Source organism: Myroides sp. LJL116 (assembly GCF_054871685.1).
On record NZ_JBTXLR010000001.1, the window covers coordinates 212,865 to 237,736 of the forward strand.

Consider the following 24,872-nt stretch of genomic DNA (forward strand, 5'->3'; position numbering starts at 1 on the left):
GGAGGGCTTTGAGAAATACTTTTATATGATCTTCATAGGGATGCATGAATCCTCAATAAATGTACTGTGAAAAAAGAAGCGGTGCTTCTATAAAGAGCACCGCTTATAAGGTATATGATTATCCTAAGAAAGGATATTTGTAGTCTGTTGCAGGTACAAAAGTTTCTTTAATTGTACGTGGAGATACCCAACGTAATAAGTTAAGAACTGAACCAGCTTTATCATTTGTTCCTGAAGCTCTAGCTCCTCCAAATGGTTGTTGACCTACTACTGCTCCTGTTGGTTTATCGTTGATGTAGAAGTTACCAGCAGCGTTTTGTAATGCTTCTGTAGCTTCGATAATTGCATAACGACATGTAGCTAAGATAGCTCCAGTTAAAGCATAGATTGAAGTTTGGTCTACTAATTTTAAAGTTTCGCTCCATTTTGCATCTTCGTAAACATAAACTGTTAGAACAGGTCCGAACAATTCGTTTTCCATTGTTGCATAGTGAGGGTTTGAAGTTTGGATAACAGTTGGCTCAATGAAGTAACCTACTGATTTATCATACTTACCACCTAAAATTACTTCAGCATCTGTATCAGCATTCGCTTGATCAATAGCTTTAGCTAATTTATCAAATGAAGATTCTGAGATAACAGAAGATACAAAGTTAGCTGGGTCCTCAGGAGTTCCCATTTTGATTGTAGCTAAGTCTTCTGCCATGTATTTTTTAACATCTTCCCATAATGAAGCAGGGATGTAAGCTCTTGAAGCAGCAGAACATTTTTGTCCTTGGTATTCGAAAGCTCCTCTAGTTAAAGCAACAGCAACTTCTTTTGGACAAGCTGAAGAGTGAGCAACTACGAAGTCTTTTCCTCCAGTTTCCCCAACAATTCTTGGGTATGTTTTATAGTTATTGATGTTTTGACCAATTTTATTCCACATAGAGTTAAATACTCCAGTTGATCCTGTAAAGTGGATACCTGCGAAATCTGGGCTAGCCAATAATGTATCAGTAATCATAGCAGAGTTTCCGTAAACTACGTTGATAACTCCTGCAGGTAATCCTGCTTTTTGTAATACTTCAACAATTACTCTTGCAGAGTAAATTTGAGTTGCTGAAGGTTTCCAAACTACTACGTTACCCATCATTGCAGCTGATGTAGGTAAGTTACCTGCAATAGCTGTAAAGTTAAATGGAGTAATTGCATAGATGAATCCTTCTAAAGGTCTGTGCTCTAATCTGTTCCACATTCCTTCTGATGAAGCTGGTTGCTCTGCATAGATTTGCGCCATAAATTCAGCGTTAAATCTTAAGAAGTCAATAAACTCACATGCTGCATCGATTTCAGCTTGGTGTAAAGTTTTTGCTTGAGCAATCATTGTAGCAGCGTTGATTTTAGCACGGTAAGGTCCAGCTAATAAATCAGCAGCTTTTAAGAAAATAGAAGCTCTATGTTCCCATGGCATAGCAGCCCATTTAGTCTTAGCTTCTAAAGCAGTTGAAACAGCTTTTTCAATTAAGGCTTGGTCAGCTTGGTGGTAAACTCCTAATTTATGTTTGTGATCAAATGGAGGGAATAAATCTTTCGTATCTCCTGTACGAATTTCTTCTCCACCGATATATAGTGGAATATCAACTTGTTGGTTGTATTGTTCTTTGAAAGAATTCAAAGTCAATTCTCTTTCTTTTGTTCCTGGTGCATAAGACTTAACTGGCTCGTTAATTGCTGTTGGAACTTTGTAGAATCCGTTTGACATATTTTTTCTTTTTAAATTTTGTTGTAAAATGAATTTGTACAAAGATAATAAAAAATTCGCAAAGAATTTTAAATATCTCTACTTTAATGGGACTTATTTGGCCTAATTCATCGCATACGAGGCGATTAATTTGAAATTAGGTATTTGAACTTTAAAAAACTTATTATCCACTAAATTAGCTACTTTATAGTAACCTTCCATCGAGCCAATACTAGATTGTAAGATGCATCCACTACTATAGGAATGACTATCTAAAGGCAAAATGATAGGTTGCTCTCCGACAATGCCAGGACCTTGAACTATTTTAGTTTCATTTAAACTATCATATATCTGCCAAAACCTAGAATCTACTTTAATAGGTACTTGGGAATTATTAGTAATAGTTATGGTGTATTTAAAGGCATAATACAAAGTATTGCCTTGATAAAAACTACCTTTGAAATGTGGAGTCACACCTACTTCAATGTCTTTATTTGTCTGTATATTCATAGTGAAAGGGAAGTTAGATACTCAAAGTTAATCAATTATTTTACAGCATTTGCCTAATTAACACTCTATAACAGACTTTGTTATGGTTATTTAACGTTTAATAGGTGATGTCTTTGGCATTGGCATGGCCTATTCCTATTGCTCTATCGTATAAGTCTGTTGTTTTTCTATAATAAACGATCACTTGATAGGCATTAGTAGTTTGAGCATAATTACCATCAGGGTTATTTTGCGGTGAAACCTTATTGTCAATTACAGCCGTATAACTATAATTGGTAAAACCCTGTTTAATCAATATTGCTTTTTCATAGATTTTTTTCTCAGGGTTGTAATCCATTTTACTTTCTTGGTTTAAAGCATAATCATTAAACATTCCACTAATGTAATATTGGGTATTCTCAGGCATATCCTCACTAGGTTGATAAGAGAAATACACCCAGGAGTATTCCGCTTCTATACTAGGGTCTCTACCATTGATATTTCTTGGAACAAATTGTCCGTTAATATCCGGGAAATAAGTATATCCTTTATTTTTTCTACTTTGGTTTAAATATAAATAGGTATTGTAAATACCATTATCTGAATTGGTTTGGGCAATATAACTGTTGGTTAGTCGTATATCACTATTATCAAAGTTGAGGTATTGGTTTAGGCCCCAGTATTGAGTTGGGTTTTCGTATTTATATAATAAGTCATTACCAATTGTATATTGAGGTTTTATATGACCTATAAAACTATCCCACCTGCCATTTTGAAAAATAGCCACTTTTATATTAGTAGTAGGATTTTGGTATAAGTTATCTCCTAAGGCTACAGTGAATTCTAGATTTTGCTTTGTATCATAGACATCTAAGTCTCTAGTTCGCTTTACATTTAGTCCTACTTGAACATTTTGTTCATAGAGAACAAATTTTCTTCTAATGATTACCTGATCATCTTGATCATATATCTCTAAGACATAATTACCACTTTTAGTTACCCTATATACTGAGTTAGGTAAGGTTAATTTATAATGGGTGTAATTTTGTAGAGTATTATAGGAATTATCTTCCTGCATAATACGCTGATTGTTCATGCCTGAAATATATTCGATTGGTCTAAGTTCAGAAGGGGTCCAATCATAATTATAGGCAATTACTCTATAATAGTAATTACTATCTTGGCCATATAGATCATCAAATTCTAATGTGAAAGGATCTCCTAAGGCAAAAAAGGGATTACACGATTGACCTTGACACATAAAGCTGGCTGATTTTATGTAAGGGGCAGTGGTGTTTTGTGGAACTTGAGCCCAAGAAAGGGCACACCATAACACGGCTATAAATAAAAAATATTTTTTCATTGAAGCAAGAATATTTATATAGTAGGATCTACTTGATGAAAGTTAAAGATACTTATAAATATGGGCTTATAGAAAGAAATGTTTTAAAAGGAAGTGTTTTGTTTTTTTAGCACAAAAGTAATGGTCACTCTAATTATTAACCTAATTGATATTATTTGCAATAGATAAAAGATGTCTATTTATAGACAATTGGCAAGATTTCTCCTTTGGCCAAACAGTAAGTCTGTATTTCTTTGTCGCTAAGGGTAGAAGTGTAATCTACTGGATCTACTTTAAAGCCAATTTGAGCTAGTTTATCAAAGTAGTCTCTTCCATATATTCTTACATGGTCATACTGCCCAAAAATCAAAGTTCTTTCTTTAGGGTCAGTAATAGAATCATCAACAAAAGTAGTTGGACGGTCTAAGTCTTGAGGAACTTGAAAAATACCCATTGCTCCGGGTTTCATAATACGGTATAATTCCTGCATTGCTTTTGTATCATCTGGTATATGTTCTAAGACATGATTACATAAAATCATATCAAAGCTATTGTCTTCGAAAGGAAGATTACATATATCTGCTTTTACATCTGCAAGGGGAGACTCTAAATCCGTTGTGATATAGTTAAGGTTGGCCTGTTTTTTAAACCTTTTGTAAAAGGCTTGTTCAGGGGCAAAGTGTAAAACACTTCTCTTTTTAGAAAAGAAATCGGTTTCATTAACCAAATACAACCATAAAAGGCGGTGTCTCTCTAAGGATAGTGTACTAGGGGATAAGACGTTTGCCCTAGTGGTAGCATAACCATAGGGTAAAAAAGTTTTAAAGCTTTTTTGGTCAATAGGATCCGTGTATTTGTCTCCTTTTAAATACCATGCTAATACAGGTCTAACAAGGTAACTCAACCGAATTAAAATCGGTCGAGGTACAATGTTTAATATCCATTTGAACGTTTTCTTCATTGAAAAAAGTAAGAAGTCTTTACTAAGTAGTTTATAAAACTAAAGGTTTAGCTCTAAATTCTTTCTCTTCATCACTTTGAATTCCCAAAGCATCATAAATATATTGGAAAGTAGAAAGCAATTCTGGTTTACCATTAATTAAGGCAACATTATGTTCAAAGTGAGCAGATGGTTTTCCATCTCTAGTTACAATAGTCCAACCGTCGCTAAGTTGCTTAATATTTCTAGTTCCTAAATTGATCATTGGCTCAATTGCAACAACTAAACCTTCCACAAATTTCTTTCCTTTCCCTCTTTTACCATAGTTTGGCATTTCAGGACCTTCATGCATTTTTCTTCCTAGACCGTGACCTACTAGCTCACGAACTACTGTATAGCCTTGTGCCTCACAGTAACGTTGGATTGCACTTCCTACATCTTCCACGCGATTTCCAATAACGAATTCGCGAATTCCTACGTATAAAGATTCTTTAGTTACTTGTAATAATTTCTTAGTTTCTGGCTTTACTTCACCTACTTCAAAAGTATAGGCGTGATCTCCATAGAACTCATTCATTAAAGCTCCACAATCTACAGAAACAATATCTCCTTCTTGTATAGGTGTATTGGTTGGAAGTCCGTGAACAATTTGTTCATTCACACTTGTTAATAAAGTAGAAGGACAACCATATAAGCCTTTAAAACCTGGTACAGCACCATGGTCTCTGATGAACTCTTCAGCTTTTTTATCTAAATCTAAAGTTGTTACTCCAGGCTTTAGTTCTGTAGCAATCATTCCTAAAGTTTTGGAAACCAGCAAAGCACTTTGTCTGATTAACTCAATTTCTTCTAGAGTTTTTGGAATTATCATACTTTTTATTTTTAAGTGCTACAAAATTACACTATTACCAGCAATGAAAAAAATGTAACGGTATAGTTTTTTGGTTGCCTTGAAAGAGTTAAAAACGTATTTTTACACTTTTGATAAAAAAAGTGTGTTTTTTCATTGATAAAAAACATTATTTAAACCAAAAGTACATATTTATTAGTTAAAAGATGGTATACTTAAACGCCCAACAAGCTGCTAGTCAGATAAAATCAGGAGATAGAATTTATCTACATGGTATAGCTTGTACTCCAAATCATTTAATTGACGCTATTGTCGATCGCGCCGAAGAATTAACAGATGTTGAGTTTTGTCACATCCACACCCTTGGGCCTGCAGCTTATGCTGATTTAAAATATAAAGATAGTTTTAGAGTAAATTCTTTTTTCACAGGGGGAAATGTTCGTCATACTATTAAACAAGGTAATGGTTCATATACTCCAGTGTTTTTGAGCGAGGTACCTACTTTATTTGATAATGAAATTTTAGACTTAGATGTCGTTTTAATTCAGGTTTCATCCGTAGATGAACATGGTTTTGTTTCTTTAGGAAGCACAGTAGAGGGAACTTTAGCTGCTATTAGAAATGCTAAATTAGTTATTGCTCAAATCAATAGCTTTATGCCTCGTACTTTTGGAGATGCAAGCATTCACATTTCACAAATTGATACGGCGGTGTGTTTTGATACTCCAATTATTGAAGATTATGGCTCTGGTATTGCTAGTGAGCAAGATGAGCAAATTGGAAATTATATCGCTCAAATGATTGAGGATGGAAGTACTTTACAAATGGGAATAGGAAGTATTCCGGAAATTGTATTACAAAAATTAAAGAATCATAAAGACTTAGGTTTACATACAGAAATGTTTTCTGATGGAGTGATTGATTTAATAGAAGCAGGCGCTTTAACTGGAGCCAATAAAAACATAGATAAGTACAAGGCTGTTGGAACTTTTGCTGTAGGATCTAAACGCTTATATGATTTTATAGACAATAATCCATTGTTTTTATTTAGAGAATGTTCTTATACGAATGATGTTTCTATTATTAGACAAAATCCAAAAGTAATTGCAATTAATTCGGCAGTTGAAATAGATGTTACTGGTCAAATTTGTGCAGACTCTATTGGATCAAAAATTTACTCAGGTGTTGGAGGTCAAGTCGATTTTGTTAGAGGAGCTAGCCTAAGCAAAGGTGGTAAGGCAATTATTGCCCTTAGTTCAACTACTAAGAAAGGAGAAAATAAGATCGTTCCTTTTTTAAAGCAAGGTGCCGGAGTAGTTACAACACGTGCACATGCACAATACGTTGTGACTGAATATGGTGTAGCAGATCTAAGAGGAAAGACAATTCGTCAAAGAGTAGAGGCTCTAGCTTCGATTGCTCATCCTAATTTTAGAGAGGAAATTTTGAAGACTTATTTCGATAGTATTCAATAGATATAAAAAAAGCTCCATTTTATGGAGCTTTTTTTTATTCATTTAAAGTAGTGACTTTCCTGTCATATCTGAAGGCTGTTCTACCCCCATTAATTCTAATATAGTTGGAGCTACATCTCCTAGAACACCACTGTGGATTTGTTTAATATCCTTATCCACTAATATCATTGGTACTGGGTTAGTAGTATGTGCTGTATTTGGAGTTCCATCTGGATTAATCATTGTCTCACAGTTACCGTGGTCAGCAAGTACTAAAACGGTATAGTTGTTCTTTAATGCTGTATCCACTACTTGTTCCACACATTGGTCTACGGCTTGACAAGCTTTAATAGCTGCTTGCATATCTCCAGTATGCCCAACCATATCTCCATTGGCAAAGTTCAAGCATACAAAATCAACTTCTTGTTTATCTAGCTCTGGAATTAATGCATCTTTTAGTTCAAAAGCACTCATTTCAGGTTGTAAATCATAAGTTGCTACTTTTGGAGAAGGACATAAAATGCGCTGCTCTTGATCGAAAGGTTTTTCTCTACCTCCTGAGAAAAAGAAAGTTACATGTGGGTACTTTTCTGTTTCAGCAATTCTGATTTGTTTTTTATTATGTTTTTCCAGTACTTCTCCTAGTGTATTGGTAATATTGCTTTTATTGTACACTACGTGTATTTTTTCAAAAGTCGGATCATAATTAGTAAGGGTAACCATGTATAAAGGCAGCTTACTCATATTATACTCAGGGAAATCTTCTTGAGTTAGAACTTGCGTTAGCTCTCTACCACGGTCTGTTCTGAAGTTGAAAAATATTACTACATCTTCCGGGGAGATAGTTGCAATAGGATTTTGTTGTTGGTCTACCATTATAATAGGCTCTAAGAACTCATCAGTAATCTTGTCTTGGTAGCTTTTTTCTATAGACTTTAAAGCATCTGTACTTTTTTGACCATCTCCATGTACAAGTAGGTTATATGCTTTAGCTACTCTTTCCCAACGTTTGTCTCTATCCATAGCATAATATCTTCCAATGATACTCGCAAGTTGAGCTTTTCCTTGGCTTTGTTCTAAAAGATTTTTCACATGATTTAGTCCAGACTTAGGATCTACGTCTCTTCCATCAGTAAAGGCATGTACAAACAGATCTTTTACTCCTTGGTTATGAGCTGCATTGATTAATCCATATAGGTGTTTTTCATGAGAGTGTACTCCTCCATCTGAAAGCAAACCTAAAAAGTGTACTTTTTTATTGTTTTGCTTAGCATATTGAAAAGCTTCTTTTAATGCAGGTTCTTCTGCTAAAGTATTATTCTCTACCGCCATATTGATTTTAACTAAATCTTGGTATACTATTCTTCCAGCTCCAAGATTCATATGGCCTACTTCTGAATTACCCATTTGTCCTTCTGGTAATCCTACATTTAAACCATCTGTTAGAACAGTAGTATGCGGGTAGTTTTTATATAAAGAATCAATATATGGTGTTTTAGCAAATTCTATTGCAGATACTTTTGGATCTTGGGTTTGTCCCCAACCATCCAAAATCATTAAGATTACTTTTTTATTCATAGTCTTAAAAAAAAAATTAGTTGTGTTATGCAAAATTACTCATTAGTAATGGAATTTATCTATTGCAGCACAGAGATTTGTTGTTTTTTATTGAGTAAGTTTTGCATGTGTTGAAAAAGAATTCACTTAGAAGTGTTAAAATCAAGTAGTTAGTTGTAAAAAAACGATAAAAGTACGGGTGGCGTAATTTTTTTTTATATTTTTACTTTTTTTAATTTTTGGTTTAACTCCCTATAAATTAGTAAGTAATGAATAAAATGTTTTTTGCCATAGGGGTTATAGCCTGTGTGTTGACCGGGGCAGGATTAAAGGCTAGTTTAACTTCTTTAGACAAAAGAGAATTTGAAGAGACTAAGGTATTTGAAAGTATAAAAAGTGAGACTAAAGAGACAAGTGTATTGAGTAAGGAAGAGCGCTTTGAGTTAGAAGCAAGCCAAATATACACCTCTCTTACTACTAATTATTTTGATTTACCTGCACAGCAAATTTTTTACCAGGCCTTGAAAGGCTATTTCTATTTGCAAGAAAAGGGAGAAATATTGAATAACAAATTAACCATAGTTGATTTTAGTGCTTCCTCTACTAAGAAAAGACTTTGGGTTATTGATATGGATAAGTATGAAATTGTTCTACAATCCTATGTGGCTCATGGAATGAAGACGGGGCAGGAGTTTGCTTCCACTTTTTCCAATACACTAGAATCCCATATGAGTAGTTTAGGTTTTTATAAAACTGCTGAGGTTTATCATGGGATTAATGGATTGTCTTTGCGATTAGATGGACTAGAGAAAGGTATCAATGACAATGCGCGTAAAAGAGCTATTGTTATTCATGGAGCCAAATATGCTTCTGAAAATATAATCAAAGCTCAAGGAAGATTAGGCCGTAGCTTTGGGTGCCCAGCGGTTCCTGTTGAGGTAAATAAAGAGTTAATCGATTTAATAAAAGATAAATCTTGTTTATTTATTTACCATGATAGTGCACAATATCAAAACAAAACTACATTTGTATAGTAGTAGACAATAGCAATACATAACAAAATAAAAAAGAGTAGATAAACCAAATGTCTAGGGTTTATCTACTCTTTTTTATTTACTGATTAATTTTTTATACAAGACGTTATCGTAATTATATATATCGTGGATTACGGTAGGATAAAGCTTTTTATCTAAGTTTAAAGTCCAGTATAATAAGTATACGCCAATAGGGTTTTTTGAAACACTAATATTGGTGGTTTTTTCCGAGCTTAGTATCTTGTCTATATCTTGTTTAGAAATATCATTATCTTGTAGTTCAAAAATAAATTCTACTAAATCAAATGGATTTTGTACTCTAACACAGCCCGAACTCATGTCCCGAACTTGTTTATCAAAATAAGTTTTATTCGGAGTATCGTGTAAATAAACAGAATGATTATTTTTAAACATAAACTTCACTCTTCCTAGTGTATTTCCAGGGCCTCCTTTTTGAACATACCTATATGAATTATACCTACTAGCATCCCATTGTGAAGGTTCTACTACTTTACCAGTTGAGTTTTGATAAATGGTAAAGCCCATTGAATTAAAATAATTCGAATTCCTTTTAGCCTTTGGAACTATATCATTCTTTAAAATAGTAGGAGGAATGGTCCATGTGGGATTAAGTACCACAGTTGTTAGGGTAGAACTTAGAATCGGTGTGTTTCTCCTTGGGGTTCCTACAATTACATTGTGCTTTTGTATCGTATCTAGATTAGCAACACTTACTAAAGTGAAGTCAGGAATATTTACCAAAATATAATCCTTTCCATATTTTCGTGGGAACCATCTAAAGCGTTCTAAATTTACAATTAGCTTTTCAAATAGTTGCTGTTTCTCTTTTTCAAGGGCTTCAATAGCCTTCGAGTCAACATAATTATTCTTTGGTAATTTATGAGCCTGTTGGAATTGCTCTAAACTATGTTGTAAGGCTTTATTATAGTGCGGATCAATTCCTATTGAGTCTGGCCAATATCCTAGGAAATGTAAGTTTTCTTTTAAACCTATTAACTCTTGGTAGTCTTTACCCGGCTTTGGTAGGCTATCCAGCAAAGACAAAGAAGTATCTTGTAAGGCATAGTATTGCTTTAATTTATCGCGATATCTTCCATATTGTTTATGGTGAGGTCGTATTGAGTCAAATGCTTGGAGTACAGCTGTATTATCTAATACTAAAATAAGGGTTGCAGCTGTGTTGATTTGATGGTATTCTAAATCCCAATCATTATATAATTTTCGTGGATCTAGTATACCATTGAATAAGCTTTGCGTTAATTTATTAAAAGTAGTGGTATAGGCAATATCTGCTTGCACTAGAACAGAATCTGCTAATGTTGTGTATTGTTGGTCGTAATTAGATAGAATAGAGGAATCAAAGATGGATGATTGGATTCCATCGTATTTAATATCAGCAATAACTTGTAATAAATCTTGTCTATCTTTTGAATCGCCCCAAGCTGTTTTAAAATTATTTAAAGCATAGAATTCTTGGATAGCCTGATTATATCCTTGTAAATAAAGAGAGTCTATTTCCACTGTTTTTTCAACAGCATCAATAGGCTCTACAACTAATGTATCTGCAACGGCATCTTTGAAGACAATGCGCATTTGTTGCTTTTTCTTAGAAGTACAAGCAAAAGTAGAGACTATAATTAAAAAAAGGAAGCTTATATATTTCATGGGATTTCACTATTAAAATAAATACACTACTGTTAAAAATACGCATTATTATTTGTAAAACCTTGGATGTTTTGTAATAATTCTTTCCAATTCAGGAAACTATATCTGGCCTACTGTATATTATTAAACTGGACTATAGCCCATTGTAAAACCCTAAGTAGTTTTGCCACAGTTTTATAGCTCTTAGAAGTAGCTATAGTAAACAGTAATATTTAAAATATGAAAGTTAGTTTTTTTAGCCGTTTTTTATTCGGCTTTGCATCTATATGCAGTCCTTTTGTTTTTTATGGACAAAATATTTCCAATCCTGATCAGTTAGAAGAAATTGTTATCTATGATACCTCCTTACAAGCTCATAATGGTTTGAAGAATAAAAATGTAAGTATAATAACAGCTCAAGATATAAAAGAGTTACCTGCCAAGAATATTGCAGATGTTCTTTCCTATGTTTCAGGTGTAGATATTCGTAGTAGAGGGCCCTTTGGGAGTCAGAGTGATATTAGTATTGATGGGGGTAGTTTTGATCAAAGTATACTTTTAATCAATGGTCAAAGTATATCTGATGCACAAACTGGTCATAACAGCTTAAATATGCCTGTTAGTTTAGATTTAGTGCAAAGAATTGAAATTATAAAGGGACCAGCGGCTCGTTTGTACGGAGCCAATAGTTTAACAGGAGTAATTAACATTGTAACTAAAACACCAAAAGAATCGATGTTCTTCGCCTCTGCTGTAATTGGAAGTAATTTTACTAGGCAACAGGAGCAAGAAGATGCGGATTTATACTATAATACGGGAGTGCAATTTGGAGCAAGTATTGCAAAGAAAAAGTCGAATCACTTACTATCAGCAAGTCATGATTTTGGTAATGGAAGTAGGTATAATACAGACTTCAATAATGATAAACTTTTTTATCAAGGAAACTTCTTAGTCAATCCCAAAAATTCTATTCAAGTTTTAGCAGGGTATGCTAAAAGTAAATTTGGTGCCAATGGATTTTATGCCTGGCCATCGGATAAGGAATCCGAGGAGGTGGTGCAAACAAGTATTTTGCATATTAAGGCAAAGAATTACCTTTCCGATAAACTAATCTTTACTCCTAGCGTAGGAATCCGTTATAACTTCGATGATTATCGTTTTTATAAGCATGATTTAAATACTGCAAGAAGTAGACATTATAATACCTCCGTGCAAATTGCAATGCAAATGCAGTATTTATTAGATAAGGGAAGTATTCACTTAGGTACACAACTACAATATGATCAAATAAATTCTACCAATATGGGGAATCACCATAAAAATAACTATGGTATATTTTTAGAATATAGCACCTTTGTATGGAACAGGTTACAACTTAATACTGGGGGGTATGTTAATTATACTAGTAATTATGGTTGGCAATTTTACCCAGGACTTGATTTGGCTTATTTTATCAAGGACAATTGGAGAGTGATGGCTAATGTTGGAAGTGCGACTCGTTTGCCAACCTTTACGGATTTATACTTAGATCAGCGTCCTGGAAATATCGGAAATCCACAGGTGCAACCAGAAAAATCCTATCAATTAGAGTTAGGAAGTAAATATGAGTATAAAACCTTTGAGGCTTCTGGTTTTTTATTCTATAGAGATATATCTAATTTTATTGACTGGGTTAGGGAAAGCAAGGATTTTCCATACCAAAGTTTTAATATAGGAAATAACAAAACTCTTGGAGTTAATTTAGATGGAAAATATCGCTTTGATAGACCATTAGTAAAATGGTATGTTGGATTGTCTTATACCTATTTAGATCCTAGTATAATTGGAGGTATCCAAGATGTAGAAAGTAAATATGTTTTAGAAAGCTTAAAGCATCAGGCAATGGCTAGGTTAGGCTCAAATGTAGGAGACTGGCACTTTACCCTTAGCTCAGGATACAAGCAAAGATTTAGTTATAAAAGTTATTGGGTAAATAACTTTAAAGTTAGTTTTACAAAACCTACTTATGATATTTATTTAGATGTGCAAAACTTTACTAACACTACCTATATTGAGGCTGGTGTAGTGCCTCTGCCTAAAGCATGGTTTAATTTAGGATTTAAATTCAAAAGTAAATAATAAAAAAATGGTCCTTGTTTACAAGGACCATTTTTTTATTCTGCTATTTTTCGTCCTTTAGTATCAATAGTAAAGGAGGCATTTTTAATTTGAACGAAAGCTTGGTCATCCTCAAAATCACTTGCATAATCGTAAATTAAGGGAATGATAGTTGCACCATTAGTATTGATATACCCAAACTTATTATTCAGGGAAACTAAACAAAGTCCTTGGTTAAATTCACTGACATAATCAAAACTAGGTGGAATTACTATTTGTCCTCTAGTATTGAAAAAGCCCCATTGTCCGAGTTCAAAAAAGGCAATTCTATTTTGAGAGCTACTTTGTAATTCTTGGTATTGAAAGGGAATCACAATCTCTCCTTTTTGATTTATTGCCCCTTGAAGATTATCAAAAGTTACAATAGAAACTCCATTGCTGAAGGATTCGATTTGAGAGAACATCGGCTCCATAAATAATTCTCCTTGTTTTGTTTTAATACCAAAAAGGGCTAATTTATTATCCTGGAACCATTGTAGGTTATTTTCAAATTGGAAATCTACATCCTTATTTAAGTCAATATATAAAGTGTCTTTTCTTTGCAGTAGAGAGTTTATTTCTATAAAAGATTTTAGCTCTGCTTTGTGGGCTTGAACATTCAAGTTGTACAATCCTATTAAGCCTAGAATTGTTAATGGTATATTCATGTATGTGTTAAGATAAAATCGGTCGTATTTATTTTCTATGAATACTACTAGCGTTAGCTTGAGCTTTAGGTAGTATAGTTATATCTGCTATTTGTACATGATCAGGCTGCTTTAATGCATAAGCAATTGTTTGGGCAATATCTTGAGCTGATAAAGGATCAAATCCAGCATATACGTTATCTGCTTTTTGTTGATCTCCTTTAAAACGAATCAAAGAAAACTCTGTATTAACAGCTCCGGGCGCAACATTTGTTACTTTTACCCCTTGTTGTAGTAGGTCAATTCTCATACCTTGAGAAAGAGCTTCTACAGCCGCTTTACTAGCGCAATATACAGCTGCATTTCCATAGGTTTGTTTTCCAGCTATAGAGGAAAGGTTTACAATATGAGCTGAGGTGCTTTCTAATAAATGAGGTAAAACAGCTTTTGTTACATAGATTAATCCCTTGACGTTGATATCAATCATGTCTTCTAAATCTTGTAGATCTGCTTGCTGAAAACTAGCTAGTCCATGTGCATTTCCTGCATTGTTAATTAAGATATCAATATTTTTCCATTCTTGTGGCAAAGTATTGATTTTCTCAAAGACTTCTTTTTTGTCTCTAACATCAAATACTAAAGTATGTACTTGGGTTATTTTTTTTAGTTCTTCTTCTAATTCTAAAAGATTTTGCTGTCTTCTACCGCATAAAATAAGGCGAAAATCTTTAGCCAATTCCATGGCAGTAGCTTTGCCAATTCCTGAGGTAGCTCCAGTAATTAATACAGTTTTCATAGTTGATTATTATAATATAGTTTGCTTTAATCCTTGCAGTACGCATAACCAAAGGTAATTAAAAAAAGACTTTTCTTTCGTTCGTTTTACCTCGCGAATATCTTTTGTTATCACCTTGCCTTTGGTGTCTTTTCGTATAAATAAATTACCTACTGCAGAGAGGAAATTTCGTTTTACTTTTCCGTCTTTTTGATAAAGGGTCACTTTTAAATTATTGTAATCCATGGCGAATTGTCCAGTAGCATATTCATTATTTCCTGTAAAATTAAACTCTACTAAATCAAGTCTACCACTAGTGGATGCTTTAATATAAGGTTGTATAAAGGGATCCATAGCATCACTTGGAAAACCTTTGATTGTACCATTGATATTGAATTGGTCTTGTTTGTTAAGTACATTAAATTTCCAGTTTACTACTAATGGAGCTGCATTCATAAAACGGGCATCTACTCGAATATAGGTGTCAGGTACGTTACTTTTACCATAACCACTATAAACATTATCAATGTTAGCGTATAAATTGGAGAAAGTTAGCTTTCCTGGAGCTACTGCTTTTTCATCATATTCCTCATATTCTAAAGTAGACTGGACAATTTGTGTATTATCGATTTGAAGTCCGAAATTTAGCTCGCGTAGAGACTGACTAAATAGGGGTTTATATATTGTATCATGTGGGGGAGTCTTATCCCTGTAGATATTGGCGTTCACTCTTGATGCAACTAATTGTTTACTCTTTAAATTGAAAACTCCCTTTTGATCAAAGTGCCATTGATAATTAGCTAACTTTATATCATTGGCCTGTACGTTATAAATATCCACTGCAGTTTTGTTATCCTTTACAATCTTAGCTCTTGAATACTTTGGTTTCATTAGAAAATTAGCAAGGCGTAATTCTGTGTCATTAAGAGATATAGATTCTAAATAAAGATCATACGTTTTGTTAGTGTTATAATGTACTTTTTTGGTTGTTAGATGTTGAGTGCTATAGGAAAAAGGTACTTTTTTTAAAGTAGTTTTTGGGTCTATAACTATATTTTGTACTAAAGAGTTAATACTATTAATCTCTAAAGTATTTTGTGGTAAGTCAGAGTGCTTTACAATTAAGTTAGCATTGTTAATAGCAAAAGAATCAATTAGTATATGATCGGTGATTTGTTTTAATTTGACAGAAGGAGAATTAAATGTTTGCTTTGGGAAATGTGAAATAGCGGCATCGTTTAATTGAATACTTTGCAGATGTAGTTTCTGGTTAATAGTATTTTTAATGTTATTAAGCAATATCGTTGCTCCGGTTGTTTTCCAAGTATCTAAGGAGTTAAAATAAAGATTGTTTATTGCAATTTGCTCAATAGAAAGGTTAAATGGAATTAATGTAGGAAGAATTTTTTTTGCCTCTTCCTGTAGTTGTTGCTCTGTTTTTATTTTGTGCTGTAAGATATCTAACTTAGCTGAAGGCGTTGAAATTTGGCCAATGGTTAAGTAGAAAATATTTTCATTATCATATCCCCAATCTGTTTTGGATAATTTTATATCCGGAAGGTCTAAACGAAGAATATTATCATTGGTATATTGATTATACCCAATAGGTTTGATTTTCACATAGTCCATTACTAAATCATCTGTAGTTACCTTTGTTGAACCTAAGTGTAATTTTAAGTGTTCATTTAAACTGGCATATACAGAATCCGCTTCTAAAGTATAATCTTTATAAGTAAATGGAATAGGTTTGTTTTTGGTTTGTTGTGAAAACTCTACTTGATTTACTTGTGCATTAAAATTAAAGACCTCTACCATCGGACTTGTTTGCCCTATGTCCTCTATACGGACATGAGCATTTTTAATTCTAATTTCATGGATATCTACACTATTGGTTACTTTGCTATGCTTCTTAGAAGTAATAATATCTCCTTTAGCTTTGGTAACTTGAAAATCAGGGGTGTTTAAAGTGATTTTAGAAGCTTTAATATTATGGTTTTTAATCAACTCAAAATAATCAACTCCTTGGATAGAAATTTGTTTAATTTGACCATAGAAATGACTTAGGGAATCAGGTACATGCTCGTCTTTTGGGGTAATAGATACCTCTGAAAGACTTAATTTACCTAGTGCAATAATGAATTCCACCTTTTTATATTCTAAGTTGTAAGGAGTGTCATTCTTTTGGGCAATGATTTTAGGTAATTCTCTATGTAAGTACGCGTTTAGAAGACTTTGACCAAATAGGTAAAGTAGAATAAGGGATAAAATAAAGATCCCTAAGGTACGTTGTTTGGTAGTTAGCTTCATTGGTAGGCTTTTAGTATAGGAAAATGTTCTCTAAAATACGTAAATTATGTTGAAATAACGTAATTTTTAGGGACTACTTGATAATTAATTGGTGTTTTAGTAAAAGACCTTCTAAACCATCTTTAGAAAAAATAGCTTTTTTTAGTTTTGTACTACTAGGATCAATGTCGTAATTATAACTGGAATAAAAATCTGCTTTTTCTGCTTTTGCTTTGGTAAAAACAGCTCTGTGTAAATTACAGTTTTCAAACAGGGCTTGGGTCAAGTCGCATTGCATAAAATCAGCACTAATTAAACTACAATTAATAAAGGAAATGTTTTTTAACTTAAGATTGTAGAACTGGGTGAATTCTAGATTACAGTTAAAAAAATTAAACTCAAAAATCGTTTGGTCTATCATAGCGAAGTTTACTCGTGTAAAATTACAATTCGCAAAATCACATGTTCTGAGTCCTACATAATTAATTTGAGCATCCTTAAAATTACAATTGGAAAACTCACAATCGATAAAAATTGCCGATAAAAAAGAACATTCTGTAAAGTCACAATCAATGAATTTACAATTTTCAAACTCTTTGAAACTTATGCTGTTTATTTCAAAATGTTGGTTTTCAAATGTTTTGTCGTATATAAAATCTTCACTCATAAGAAAAAAATTAACCCATTATACAAGATAATGGGTCATGGGATTATTCAATAATATGGGGTATAAATCTACTTTTATCTGTAGTGATTAATTGATCACTTTCTCTAAAGGTAATTCCACATGGTTCTTGGCCAATTAACCAGCTACCAATAATGGTAAAACCTGTTGGTTGCTCTATAGTATTTGCTAAACTTTGGTAGATATAACCCTGTTGGCCATATTCTCCTTGGGTCTGTTGAAAGATAGTACCCTCTTTATATATCGTTATATTGGCTCCTTCTCTCGATAGTAAAGGTTTTTTTACAAAATCTTTCATATGGGATTTGGGTTCAAAATATGCTTCAAGTAATAGAGGATGATTTGGAAATAATTTCCATAAAACAGGCAAAATAGCCTTGTTAGAAAGTATCATCTTCCACGAGGGTTCAATCCAATTTGCCTGTTGAGAGTCTGTTGGAATATGTACAGAGAAGGGCTCATACACTAACCATTCCCATGGGTAAAGTTTAAAAATGTCGGTGATGACTTGATCTTCCAAGTCTACGAAGTTTTCGCCATCCCATCCAATATCATCTACATAGATTAATTTGGTGTTTATTCCTGCTTGCATTGCACAATCTCTTAAATACTCTACATTAGTTAAATCCTCTAAGGTTTGTTTTAGACAACTAAAGTGTAGGGTATTTCCTTTAAGAAAGGGCTTGATCTGGCTCCATGTTTGGATTAATTGTTCGTGAACTGAATTGAATTGATCTACATCTTCTTTAAAGTATTTTTGCATCCAATGCCATTGTACTACAGCTGTTTCAAATAAAGATGTAGGTGTATCTGCATTGAATTCTAATACTTTTAATTCTTGGGTGCTTGGATCATATGCAAAGTCAAACCTTCCATAAATGCTAGGAGTTTCATTTTCCCAGCTTTGCTTTATATGATCTACTATATAACGTGGTATTTTAAAATCTTCAAATAGATTGTTGTCTATTACATATTGTACAGCTTCTAGACACATTTCCCATACTTGAGCAGTAGCCTGGTATACTTTATCAGCAAACTCCTCTTGTATGCTAAAATAGTAGTCCTCTACCCAATAGGTTAACTCGTTATCGGTGTGATAACCAAAACCTAATGTTTCTAGTTGGGTTTTCCACTGAGGATCTGGTGTAAGTTGTTTTATTTTCATAAGTGGTTTTAAGATGCCGCTGTTTTTTCATTAGCTGTATTACCAAAACCTCCACGTTGTACTGTCTTTGCAACTTGGCCTTTTTGGTTGTTATTTCCAATATTGCTTGCCGAAGATAATCCTGAGGATGTATATCCCATAGCTCGGCCTCCTTGAGACATCAAAGGGCGAAATGCCATATACCATAATAATGCGCTACCCATTGAACCTGTACCATAGGAACGTCCCTGTTGGTATTGCTCGGTTACTTCTTGATAAGGTGCACTTTGATCTGCGCGCATATAAACGCGTTGTACTTGGCTTTGTTCAGGTTCTTTTGTAGAACAAGAAGCTAAGGTGGCAGTAATTAAAATTAGAGATACAGTCTTACTACTTTTTCTTTTCATATTAGATTATTGCACGGTTACGAAAATTGGTAGGTTTACTAAAGAAGTAGGTTTATTAGCATTCCAATCTGATATTTCCTTTAATGTTTTTATAGTGTCTGATTTAGTCAAAATAACTTGGTCATTTGCCCAAATGGTTTGAGAAGTAATATGGTAGATACTATCTCCTTTAACCACTGTACTTAAACTAACCTCTCTTGCTGAGGTTTTATCCAAATGTGCTAAGTTATTTTGTTGTTTTGGATTACTACAAGCTCCTAATAGAGAGAAGGCACCTACTAGGAAAAAATATTTTAGTTTCATCATTTCTAATAAGAGATATTACATCTGTTAAAGGTACTACTTTTAATAATACGATGATAGTTTCTGTATTTGTAAAGTTTATTCGATTTTAAAGTTGCTATATTTACTCTCATAATTTTTATACACATATGGGGCATATTAAAGTTTTTAAATTAGATGACTTAGCGAAAAATTCCTTGGATCAAGGTTTTTATGTAGATACAATTGTCAACCATCTTGCTAATAACCATGCGCATCTGCAAAAGCCACATAGGCATAACTTTTATGTATGCTTGTTTTTTACCCAAGGCAGTGGAACCCATACTATAGATTTTACCACCTATGATATAACGCCAGGAAGTGTTTTTATGTTAGGTCCTGGTCAAATGCATAGTTGGGACTTATCTAAGGACATTGATGGATATGTTTTGTTTCATACCCAAGATTTCTTAGATGTGTATTTTGTTAGAAATAGCGTGAGAGAATATCCTGTTTTCAGTTCTTTATACTGTTCTTATGGATTTGTAAGTCAAGAAGAGCAAATGAAAGAGCTTAAAATGTTGTTTCAAAATATGATAAAAGAATTTTCTTTAGGTTTATGGAAGGACCATCTAATGCTTGTGAATTGGATCAGTATTTTTTACATCAGTTGTAATCGAACCATTTTGCAGGGGAAACAGTATAAGGAAAGTTCTAACAATGTATATTATACTCATTTTATAGAATTTGAAAATATGGTGGAAATTTATTTCCGTGAAGATAAGTTTGCCCAACAATATGCACAGCGATTAAATATGACTCAAAAACATTTGAATAGGATTTGCAGAACATTAATCAATAAGACTACTACTCAGATTATCTTAGAACGTTTAATATTAGAGGCAAAAAGAGAACTAATCTATAGTGAGAAAAGTTTAGCAACTATAGCTTTAGATTTGGGTTACGAAGATTATTCCTATTTCTCAAAAGTGTTTAAAAAACAAGAGGGAATAACACCTAGGGAATTTCAGAAAAAATACGAATAAAAAAAAAGGCTTTCCGATTTGGAAAGCCTTTTTTACTTTGCACGGGTGGAGGGATTCGAACCCCCATCAACGGTTTTGGAGACCGCTATTCTACCCTTGAACTACACCCGTATTCCGTTGTAATGCGGTGCAAATATAAAGAACTTTTATTTAATAAACCTAACAGAATCTATTCTTTTTTATAAAAAATATTTAACCATATTGTTCTTGAAATTCTATAGTTAAAAGTCCATAAAATAAACAAAACAGCTACGATTGCTATAAAGGCTTGAAGCATAGATATGTTAAGGTCGAAAAAATAATTTAAAAGGAACCTTAAAACCATAATTGCAACCATTTCTGCCACTGTAATGGCATAGCTCACATACATAGCTCCAAAGTAAAAACCAGTTTCTCTATGGAAATTGTATCCACAATTCTTACAGTTTTTAGTCATCTTTGGCATGCGGAAGGTGATAGGATTCCCTTTGTCGTAAAATAATTTCTCTTTTTGGCAATTAGGACAAGAGCCAGATAAAACTTGTTTTAAGAAAGACATAATGTTATAATTTGATGCAAATGTCGCTAAAATATTACTTTAATAATAGGGGTAATCTACTTGTTTTTTTGTCTTATTCGGACATTTTGCTCTTAAGTATATTTCTAGTGCTATAAGGACATAAAAAAAGGAGATTAAAAATCTCCTTCTTCATTGTATTGTTGGTTTCCTGGAATTTCATCCGGATAAACATCTAGATATTCTTCATTAGCTGGGTACTCTTCTTTTATTTCTAAAAAGTCTAATGGATTACTTTGTTTTTCTTGAGAGTAGTAATCATCATATGCTTTATAGATATTTGAGATTTCTTCTAAAGTCATTACGTAGTTGTCTTGTTCATCTCCTTGGTCTTTACCTAAGTTTTGGAAGAACTCTATAGTAGTTACTCTATTGAACTCGTGTCTTTTTTTAGCAAGGTTTCTTTGTGCATAATACACAGACTTGTTGCCTTTGTACTTTCGTTGGATTTCCTTTACTTCTTCTTTGTAGTTTTTGTCAATTTCACGTAATGCTACACGAAGACTGTTTTTATCATATTCAGGAGCAACAGCGTTTTCTGCTTGTAAGATTTTTAGCTCTTTTTGTTGGTCTGCTTTTAAAATCTTTTGAATGAATAGATCATAAGAGATAGATAAGTCTCTTAATATTATTTCTTTCTCACTTAAAGGCATTAAAGCATTTGCATTAAGTTTTTGCAAATCCCTTTTGATGTACTCATTTTTTATGTTTAAAGCAGAAACTTGGTAGCTAGTAAGTTTTAAGTTATTAGCATTGTCTAATATTTCCTGTATATTTAAATACTCTAGCTTTGGAGCAACTTTTTGTTTGTCTTGCTTAACTTTCTTTTCTTTCTTTTTTCCACCTTGCTCAACTTCCTGTAAGTCGTTGTTCTGGTCTATGCTATTTTGGTCTTGTGCTTTAGCAGTAACTACAGATGCTAACATCAAACACAACATTATAATTTTTTTCATTTCGATTTCTTTTAAATTCTTGTTTTATAGCTGCAAGTTCTAAGGAAGATTACACCTTTTGATTTCACGATAAATAGAAAATTATTTTAAGTGCAATAATCACTAGCAAAAATAGGTATATTTATCGTATTTATATCTACTTGTATAACGTTTTCTATATTTATTTAGTATGCAATTATTGAATTAAAATCAATTCAATAATACTAGAGTTTTTTATTCAATAGACCTGCCGATTGTTTTGAAGCTTTGTTTGCTGCAATATATGTGCCAAAGCTTGGAAAACAAAGGTATTTTCAAACTATTTCTTGATATAACTACAATGCAAAGCTTTTAAGTAAAAAAAAAGGGTAGTTTAAAAACTTTAGAGCAAAATAAAAGTAAATCTTATTTTCTAAAGTTAAGCTAGAAAAAGGAAAAAGAGTAAGTCTATATCGAAGAATAAAAGGAACAATTTCTTTATTAATAAGTATTCTAATATCGATATTGCCGATTGTACTTGATAGGAAGTAATTCTGTTTTTTGTCTTGAATAATAGTAAAAAAAAATCCCTCTAACACATCGTGTTGAGGGATTTACTAGTGGTCCAACCTGGGCTCGAACCAGGGACTTGCTGATTATGAGTCAGCTACTCTAACCAGCTGAGTTATTGGACCGGTCTTTATTGCATTTTGTGTTTTGGTGGTCTAACCTGGGCTCGAACCAGGGACTTGCTGATTATGAGTCAGCTACTCTAACCAGCTGAGTTATTAGACCCGCTATAAAGACGTTTTAACGAGTGCAATATTAGTGCCTTTAATCGGTTTATGCAAATGTTTTTATTAAAATTATTTAATTTCTTGACACAGTTCTATTAAAACTCCATTAGTGGTTTTAGGGTGTAAGAAAGCAACTAATTTATTATCAGCACCTTTTTGAGGGATTTCGTTTAAAATGGTAAAACCTTCAAGGGATAATCTTTTTATTTCTTTTTCAATATCCTCTACATCAAAAGCGATATGGTGGATTCCTTCTCCCTTTTTCTCAATAAATTTAGCAATTGGACTATCTGGATTTGTTGCTTGAAGCAATTCAATTTTATTAGGACCACTAAGGAAAAAAGAAGTTTCAACTCCTTGGGATTCTACTAATTCTTGTTTGTATGGTGCACAGTTTAATAATTTTTCAAATAATAAATTGGATTCTTGCAGGCTTTTTACCGCAATTCCAATATGTTCAATCTTTTTCATCATAATTTTTTAGTTAATCTCACAAATATAAAAAAGTTTAGTTGGTAAAAAATTGTATTTTTGCAATATGGAAACAAACAGACAAAAAAAAATGGGTGCACTTTTGCAAAATGATATCGTAGATATTTTGCAAGGTCAAGTGCGTGCAAACGGAATAACTAACCTAGTTATTTCAGTTTCTAAAGTTAGTGTGACTACGGATTTATCAATCTCTAAAGTATATTTAAGTATTTTTCCTGCAGAGAAAGGGCCTGAGCTTTTAAAAGCTATCCAATCTAATGCTCCTTTGATTAAACATGAATTAGCACAAAGAGTGAAACATCAATTAAGAAAAGTTCCAAACTTACATTTCTATATTGATGATAGCTTAGATTATATTGAAAAGATTGACAATGCCCTTAAAGGTCAGGAGAATCCAATCGAAAATCGTGATTTATTAGAAACTAGAAAGAATCAGTAATTGAATTTTCCATTTTATATAGCCAAACGCTATGCTTTTAGTAAAAGTAAAAGTAAAGCAATTAATGTTATTGCCAGTATTGCAGCTGTTGGTATAGTTGTTAGTGCAATGGCTATGTTCATTGTGTTGTCTGTATTTAGTGGATTGAGAACTTTTAGTCTTTCTTTTGTAAATGATTTAGATCCCGATTTAAAAGTATATAGCGAAAAGGGAAAAAGTTTTGAGGTACTACCAAGTGATATTGTAGCCTTAGAGCAAACTAATTTATTTGCTGCTATAGCCCCAGTGGTGGAAGATAGATTACTTTTTTCTTACAAAGAAAAACAAACAGTTGCTTTAATAAAGGGAGTTGATCCAAACTTCCATGCTGTAAGTGGATTTGATCAAAAAGTGGAATATGGTTATTGGTTTGAACCAGGTAGCCATGATGCAGTGGTAGGATTTGGAATTCCTGTACTGTTCTCTATGAGCCTTTTTGATACGGAGAATCCTTTTGAAGCAATCTCTATTAAACCTGGAGTCGGGGTGATAGAAAACCCTGAAAATGCCTTTGTAAGAAAAACTATTTTGCCAATAGGTGTTTACGTTACACAACATGAGGATATTGATAATAAGTATGTTTTTGTAGATATTGATCTTGCAAGAGAATTATTATCAATTCCTGAAAATCATGTGACTAATCTTGAATTTAGAACCAATCCAGGGGTTTCTAAAACTCAAGTAAATCAAGCTCTTAAAAGAATTTTCACTCAAGAGTTAGTTCTTAAAGATAAAGCTCAATTAAATGATGGTTTATACCGTATGCTAAATACAGAAAATTTGGTCGTATATCTGATTTTTGTTTTAGTAGTTATTATGGCTTTATTTACTCTTGTAGGAGCTCTAATTATGATTATCCTAGAAAAGCAACCTAATATAAAAACCCTGTATAACATTGGGGTTCCCGCAAAAGATTTAAAGAAAGTATTCTTATTTCAAGGGATGATAATAAGTAGTGTTGGTGGTTTAATAGGAGTTATTCTAGGAGTTGTTTTTGTTATTTTACAACAACATTTTTCCTTTATTATGATAAGACCTGACATGGCCTATCCGATAGAATTCGATTGGTTTAATCTTTTTATGGTTTTATTTTCTATATTTATCTTAGGATTTCTAGCTTCCTTTTTGGCTAGTTCTCGTGTGAATAAAGCTTATTTAACACGAAAATAATTCCGTTTTATCTCCTTAAATTGCTTT

At 32.9% G+C, this 24,872-nt stretch carries 23 protein-coding genes and 3 tRNA genes; 6 read left to right on the top strand and 20 right to left on the bottom strand.

Translation table 11 applies throughout. The annotated features are described in order from the left end of the window. Window positions 1-118 precede the first annotated feature (118 nt). From pruA to map, 5 genes are all read right to left on the bottom strand, one after another. Window positions 119-1,744 carry an L-glutamate gamma-semialdehyde dehydrogenase gene (gene pruA, locus ACYSNM_RS01025; protein WP_461755258.1) on the bottom strand — a complete coding sequence of 542 codons (1,626 nt, stop codon included), beginning with the start codon at window positions 1,742-1,744 and terminating at the stop codon, window positions 119-121. Window positions 1,745-1,846: 102 nt separating this feature from the next. Beyond that, on the bottom strand, window positions 1,847-2,233 hold the full coding sequence (apaG, locus tag ACYSNM_RS01030; protein WP_461755259.1) for a Co2+/Mg2+ efflux protein ApaG: 387 nt from the start codon (window positions 2,231-2,233) through the stop codon (window positions 1,847-1,849). Between the two features lie 97 nt (window positions 2,234-2,330). Continuing rightward, complete coding sequence (locus ACYSNM_RS01035) at window positions 2,331-3,575, bottom strand: type IX secretion system plug protein (RefSeq protein ID WP_461755260.1); 1,245 nt, start codon at window positions 3,573-3,575, stop codon at window positions 2,331-2,333. Window positions 3,576-3,750: 175 nt separating this feature from the next. Next, window positions 3,751-4,515: a class I SAM-dependent methyltransferase gene (locus ACYSNM_RS01040; protein WP_461755261.1), complete on the bottom strand. Its 765-nt coding sequence runs from the start codon at window positions 4,513-4,515 to the stop codon at window positions 3,751-3,753. Between the two features lie 31 nt (window positions 4,516-4,546). Then, complete coding sequence (gene map / locus ACYSNM_RS01045) at window positions 4,547-5,365, bottom strand: type I methionyl aminopeptidase (RefSeq protein WP_461754987.1); 819 nt, start codon at window positions 5,363-5,365, stop codon at window positions 4,547-4,549. A 185-nt stretch (window positions 5,366-5,550) separates the two neighbouring features. Here map and ACYSNM_RS01050 point away from each other — a divergent pair, with 185 nt between their 5' ends. Beyond that, on the top strand, window positions 5,551-6,819 hold the full coding sequence (locus ACYSNM_RS01050) for an acetyl-CoA hydrolase/transferase family protein (protein WP_461755262.1): 1,269 nt from the start codon (window positions 5,551-5,553) through the stop codon (window positions 6,817-6,819). Between the two features lie 42 nt (window positions 6,820-6,861). On the opposite strand, the gene gpmI is transcribed toward ACYSNM_RS01050, so the two are convergent. Then, complete coding sequence (gpmI, locus tag ACYSNM_RS01055) at window positions 6,862-8,376, bottom strand: 2,3-bisphosphoglycerate-independent phosphoglycerate mutase (RefSeq protein WP_461755263.1); 1,515 nt, start codon at window positions 8,374-8,376, stop codon at window positions 6,862-6,864. 248 nt (window positions 8,377-8,624) lie between these two features. Between gpmI and ACYSNM_RS01060 the strand changes: the two genes are divergently transcribed. Next, on the top strand, window positions 8,625-9,389 hold the full coding sequence (locus ACYSNM_RS01060; RefSeq protein ID WP_461755264.1) for a murein L,D-transpeptidase catalytic domain family protein: 765 nt from the start codon (window positions 8,625-8,627) through the stop codon (window positions 9,387-9,389). 75 nt (window positions 9,390-9,464) lie between these two features. Here the strand turns inward: ACYSNM_RS01060 and ACYSNM_RS01065 are convergent, their stop codons facing one another. Further along, a complete protein-coding gene (locus ACYSNM_RS01065) occupies window positions 9,465-11,075 on the bottom strand; it encodes a L,D-transpeptidase family protein (protein ID WP_461755265.1) in 1,611 nt (536 codons plus the stop codon). A 219-nt stretch (window positions 11,076-11,294) separates the two neighbouring features. On the opposite strand from ACYSNM_RS01065, the gene ACYSNM_RS01070 reads away from it, so the two are divergent. Further along, a complete protein-coding gene (locus tag ACYSNM_RS01070; RefSeq protein ID WP_461755266.1) occupies window positions 11,295-13,172 on the top strand; it encodes a TonB-dependent receptor plug domain-containing protein in 1,878 nt (625 codons plus the stop codon). A 35-nt stretch (window positions 13,173-13,207) separates the two neighbouring features. Here the strand turns inward: ACYSNM_RS01070 and ACYSNM_RS01075 are convergent, their stop codons facing one another. The 7 genes from ACYSNM_RS01075 to ACYSNM_RS01105 all read right to left on the bottom strand — a co-directional run bounded on the left by ACYSNM_RS01075 (window position 13,208) and on the right by ACYSNM_RS01105 (window position 19,440). Continuing rightward, window positions 13,208-13,858: a WG repeat-containing protein gene (locus tag ACYSNM_RS01075; RefSeq protein ID WP_461755267.1), complete on the bottom strand. Its 651-nt coding sequence runs from the start codon at window positions 13,856-13,858 to the stop codon at window positions 13,208-13,210. A 28-nt stretch (window positions 13,859-13,886) separates the two neighbouring features. After that, complete coding sequence (locus ACYSNM_RS01080) at window positions 13,887-14,633, bottom strand: SDR family NAD(P)-dependent oxidoreductase (protein ID WP_461755268.1); 747 nt, start codon at window positions 14,631-14,633, stop codon at window positions 13,887-13,889. Window positions 14,634-14,642: 9 nt separating this feature from the next. Beyond that, window positions 14,643-16,919, bottom strand: a complete 2,277-nt coding sequence (locus tag ACYSNM_RS01085) for a hypothetical protein (RefSeq protein ID WP_461755269.1) — start codon at window positions 16,917-16,919, stop codon at window positions 14,643-14,645. A 73-nt stretch (window positions 16,920-16,992) separates the two neighbouring features. After that, window positions 16,993-17,565, bottom strand: a complete 573-nt coding sequence (locus tag ACYSNM_RS01090; RefSeq protein WP_461755270.1) for a pentapeptide repeat-containing protein — start codon at window positions 17,563-17,565, stop codon at window positions 16,993-16,995. A 43-nt stretch (window positions 17,566-17,608) separates the two neighbouring features. After that, a complete protein-coding gene (locus ACYSNM_RS01095) occupies window positions 17,609-18,748 on the bottom strand; it encodes a glutathionylspermidine synthase family protein (RefSeq protein WP_461755271.1) in 1,140 nt (379 codons plus the stop codon). An 8-nt stretch (window positions 18,749-18,756) separates the two neighbouring features. Next, a complete protein-coding gene (locus ACYSNM_RS01100; RefSeq protein ID WP_461755272.1) occupies window positions 18,757-19,134 on the bottom strand; it encodes a hypothetical protein in 378 nt (125 codons plus the stop codon). 6 nt (window positions 19,135-19,140) lie between these two features. Then, window positions 19,141-19,440 carry a hypothetical protein gene (locus ACYSNM_RS01105; RefSeq protein WP_461755273.1) on the bottom strand — a complete coding sequence of 100 codons (300 nt, stop codon included), beginning with the start codon at window positions 19,438-19,440 and terminating at the stop codon, window positions 19,141-19,143. A gap of 125 nt (window positions 19,441-19,565) precedes the next feature. On the opposite strand from ACYSNM_RS01105, the gene ACYSNM_RS01110 reads away from it, so the two are divergent. Further along, on the top strand, window positions 19,566-20,441 hold the full coding sequence (locus tag ACYSNM_RS01110) for a helix-turn-helix domain-containing protein (protein WP_461755274.1): 876 nt from the start codon (window positions 19,566-19,568) through the stop codon (window positions 20,439-20,441). A 40-nt stretch (window positions 20,442-20,481) separates the two neighbouring features. Here ACYSNM_RS01110 and ACYSNM_RS01115 read toward each other — a convergent pair. The 6 genes from ACYSNM_RS01115 to mce form a co-directional block, all read right to left on the bottom strand. After that, a tRNA-Trp gene (locus ACYSNM_RS01115) sits at window positions 20,482-20,552 on the bottom strand. 58 nt (window positions 20,553-20,610) lie between these two features. Beyond that, window positions 20,611-20,979 (bottom strand): DUF983 domain-containing protein, encoded by a 369-nt coding sequence (locus ACYSNM_RS01120; RefSeq protein WP_461755275.1) that lies wholly within the window; start codon window positions 20,977-20,979, stop codon window positions 20,611-20,613. A gap of 134 nt (window positions 20,980-21,113) precedes the next feature. Beyond that, entirely contained in the window at window positions 21,114-21,950 is an 837-nt protein-coding gene (locus ACYSNM_RS01125; RefSeq protein ID WP_461755276.1) for a hypothetical protein, read from the bottom strand. A gap of 579 nt (window positions 21,951-22,529) precedes the next feature. Then, window positions 22,530-22,603, bottom strand: a tRNA-Ile gene (locus tag ACYSNM_RS01130). A gap of 23 nt (window positions 22,604-22,626) precedes the next feature. Continuing rightward, window positions 22,627-22,703: transfer RNA gene (locus ACYSNM_RS01135), tRNA-Ile, on the bottom strand. A gap of 71 nt (window positions 22,704-22,774) precedes the next feature. Further along, window positions 22,775-23,176: a methylmalonyl-CoA epimerase gene (mce, locus tag ACYSNM_RS01140; RefSeq protein WP_461755432.1), complete on the bottom strand. Its 402-nt coding sequence runs from the start codon at window positions 23,174-23,176 to the stop codon at window positions 22,775-22,777. Window positions 23,177-23,243: 67 nt separating this feature from the next. Between mce and rbfA the strand changes: the two genes are divergently transcribed. Together rbfA and ACYSNM_RS01150 are read left to right on the top strand one after the other, a co-directional pair. Next, a complete protein-coding gene (gene rbfA, locus ACYSNM_RS01145) occupies window positions 23,244-23,636 on the top strand; it encodes a 30S ribosome-binding factor RbfA (RefSeq protein WP_461755277.1) in 393 nt (130 codons plus the stop codon). Further along, complete coding sequence (locus ACYSNM_RS01150) at window positions 23,637-24,845, top strand: ABC transporter permease (RefSeq protein WP_461755278.1); 1,209 nt, start codon at window positions 23,637-23,639, stop codon at window positions 24,843-24,845. The last annotated feature ends 27 nt before the right edge of the window (window positions 24,846-24,872 follow it).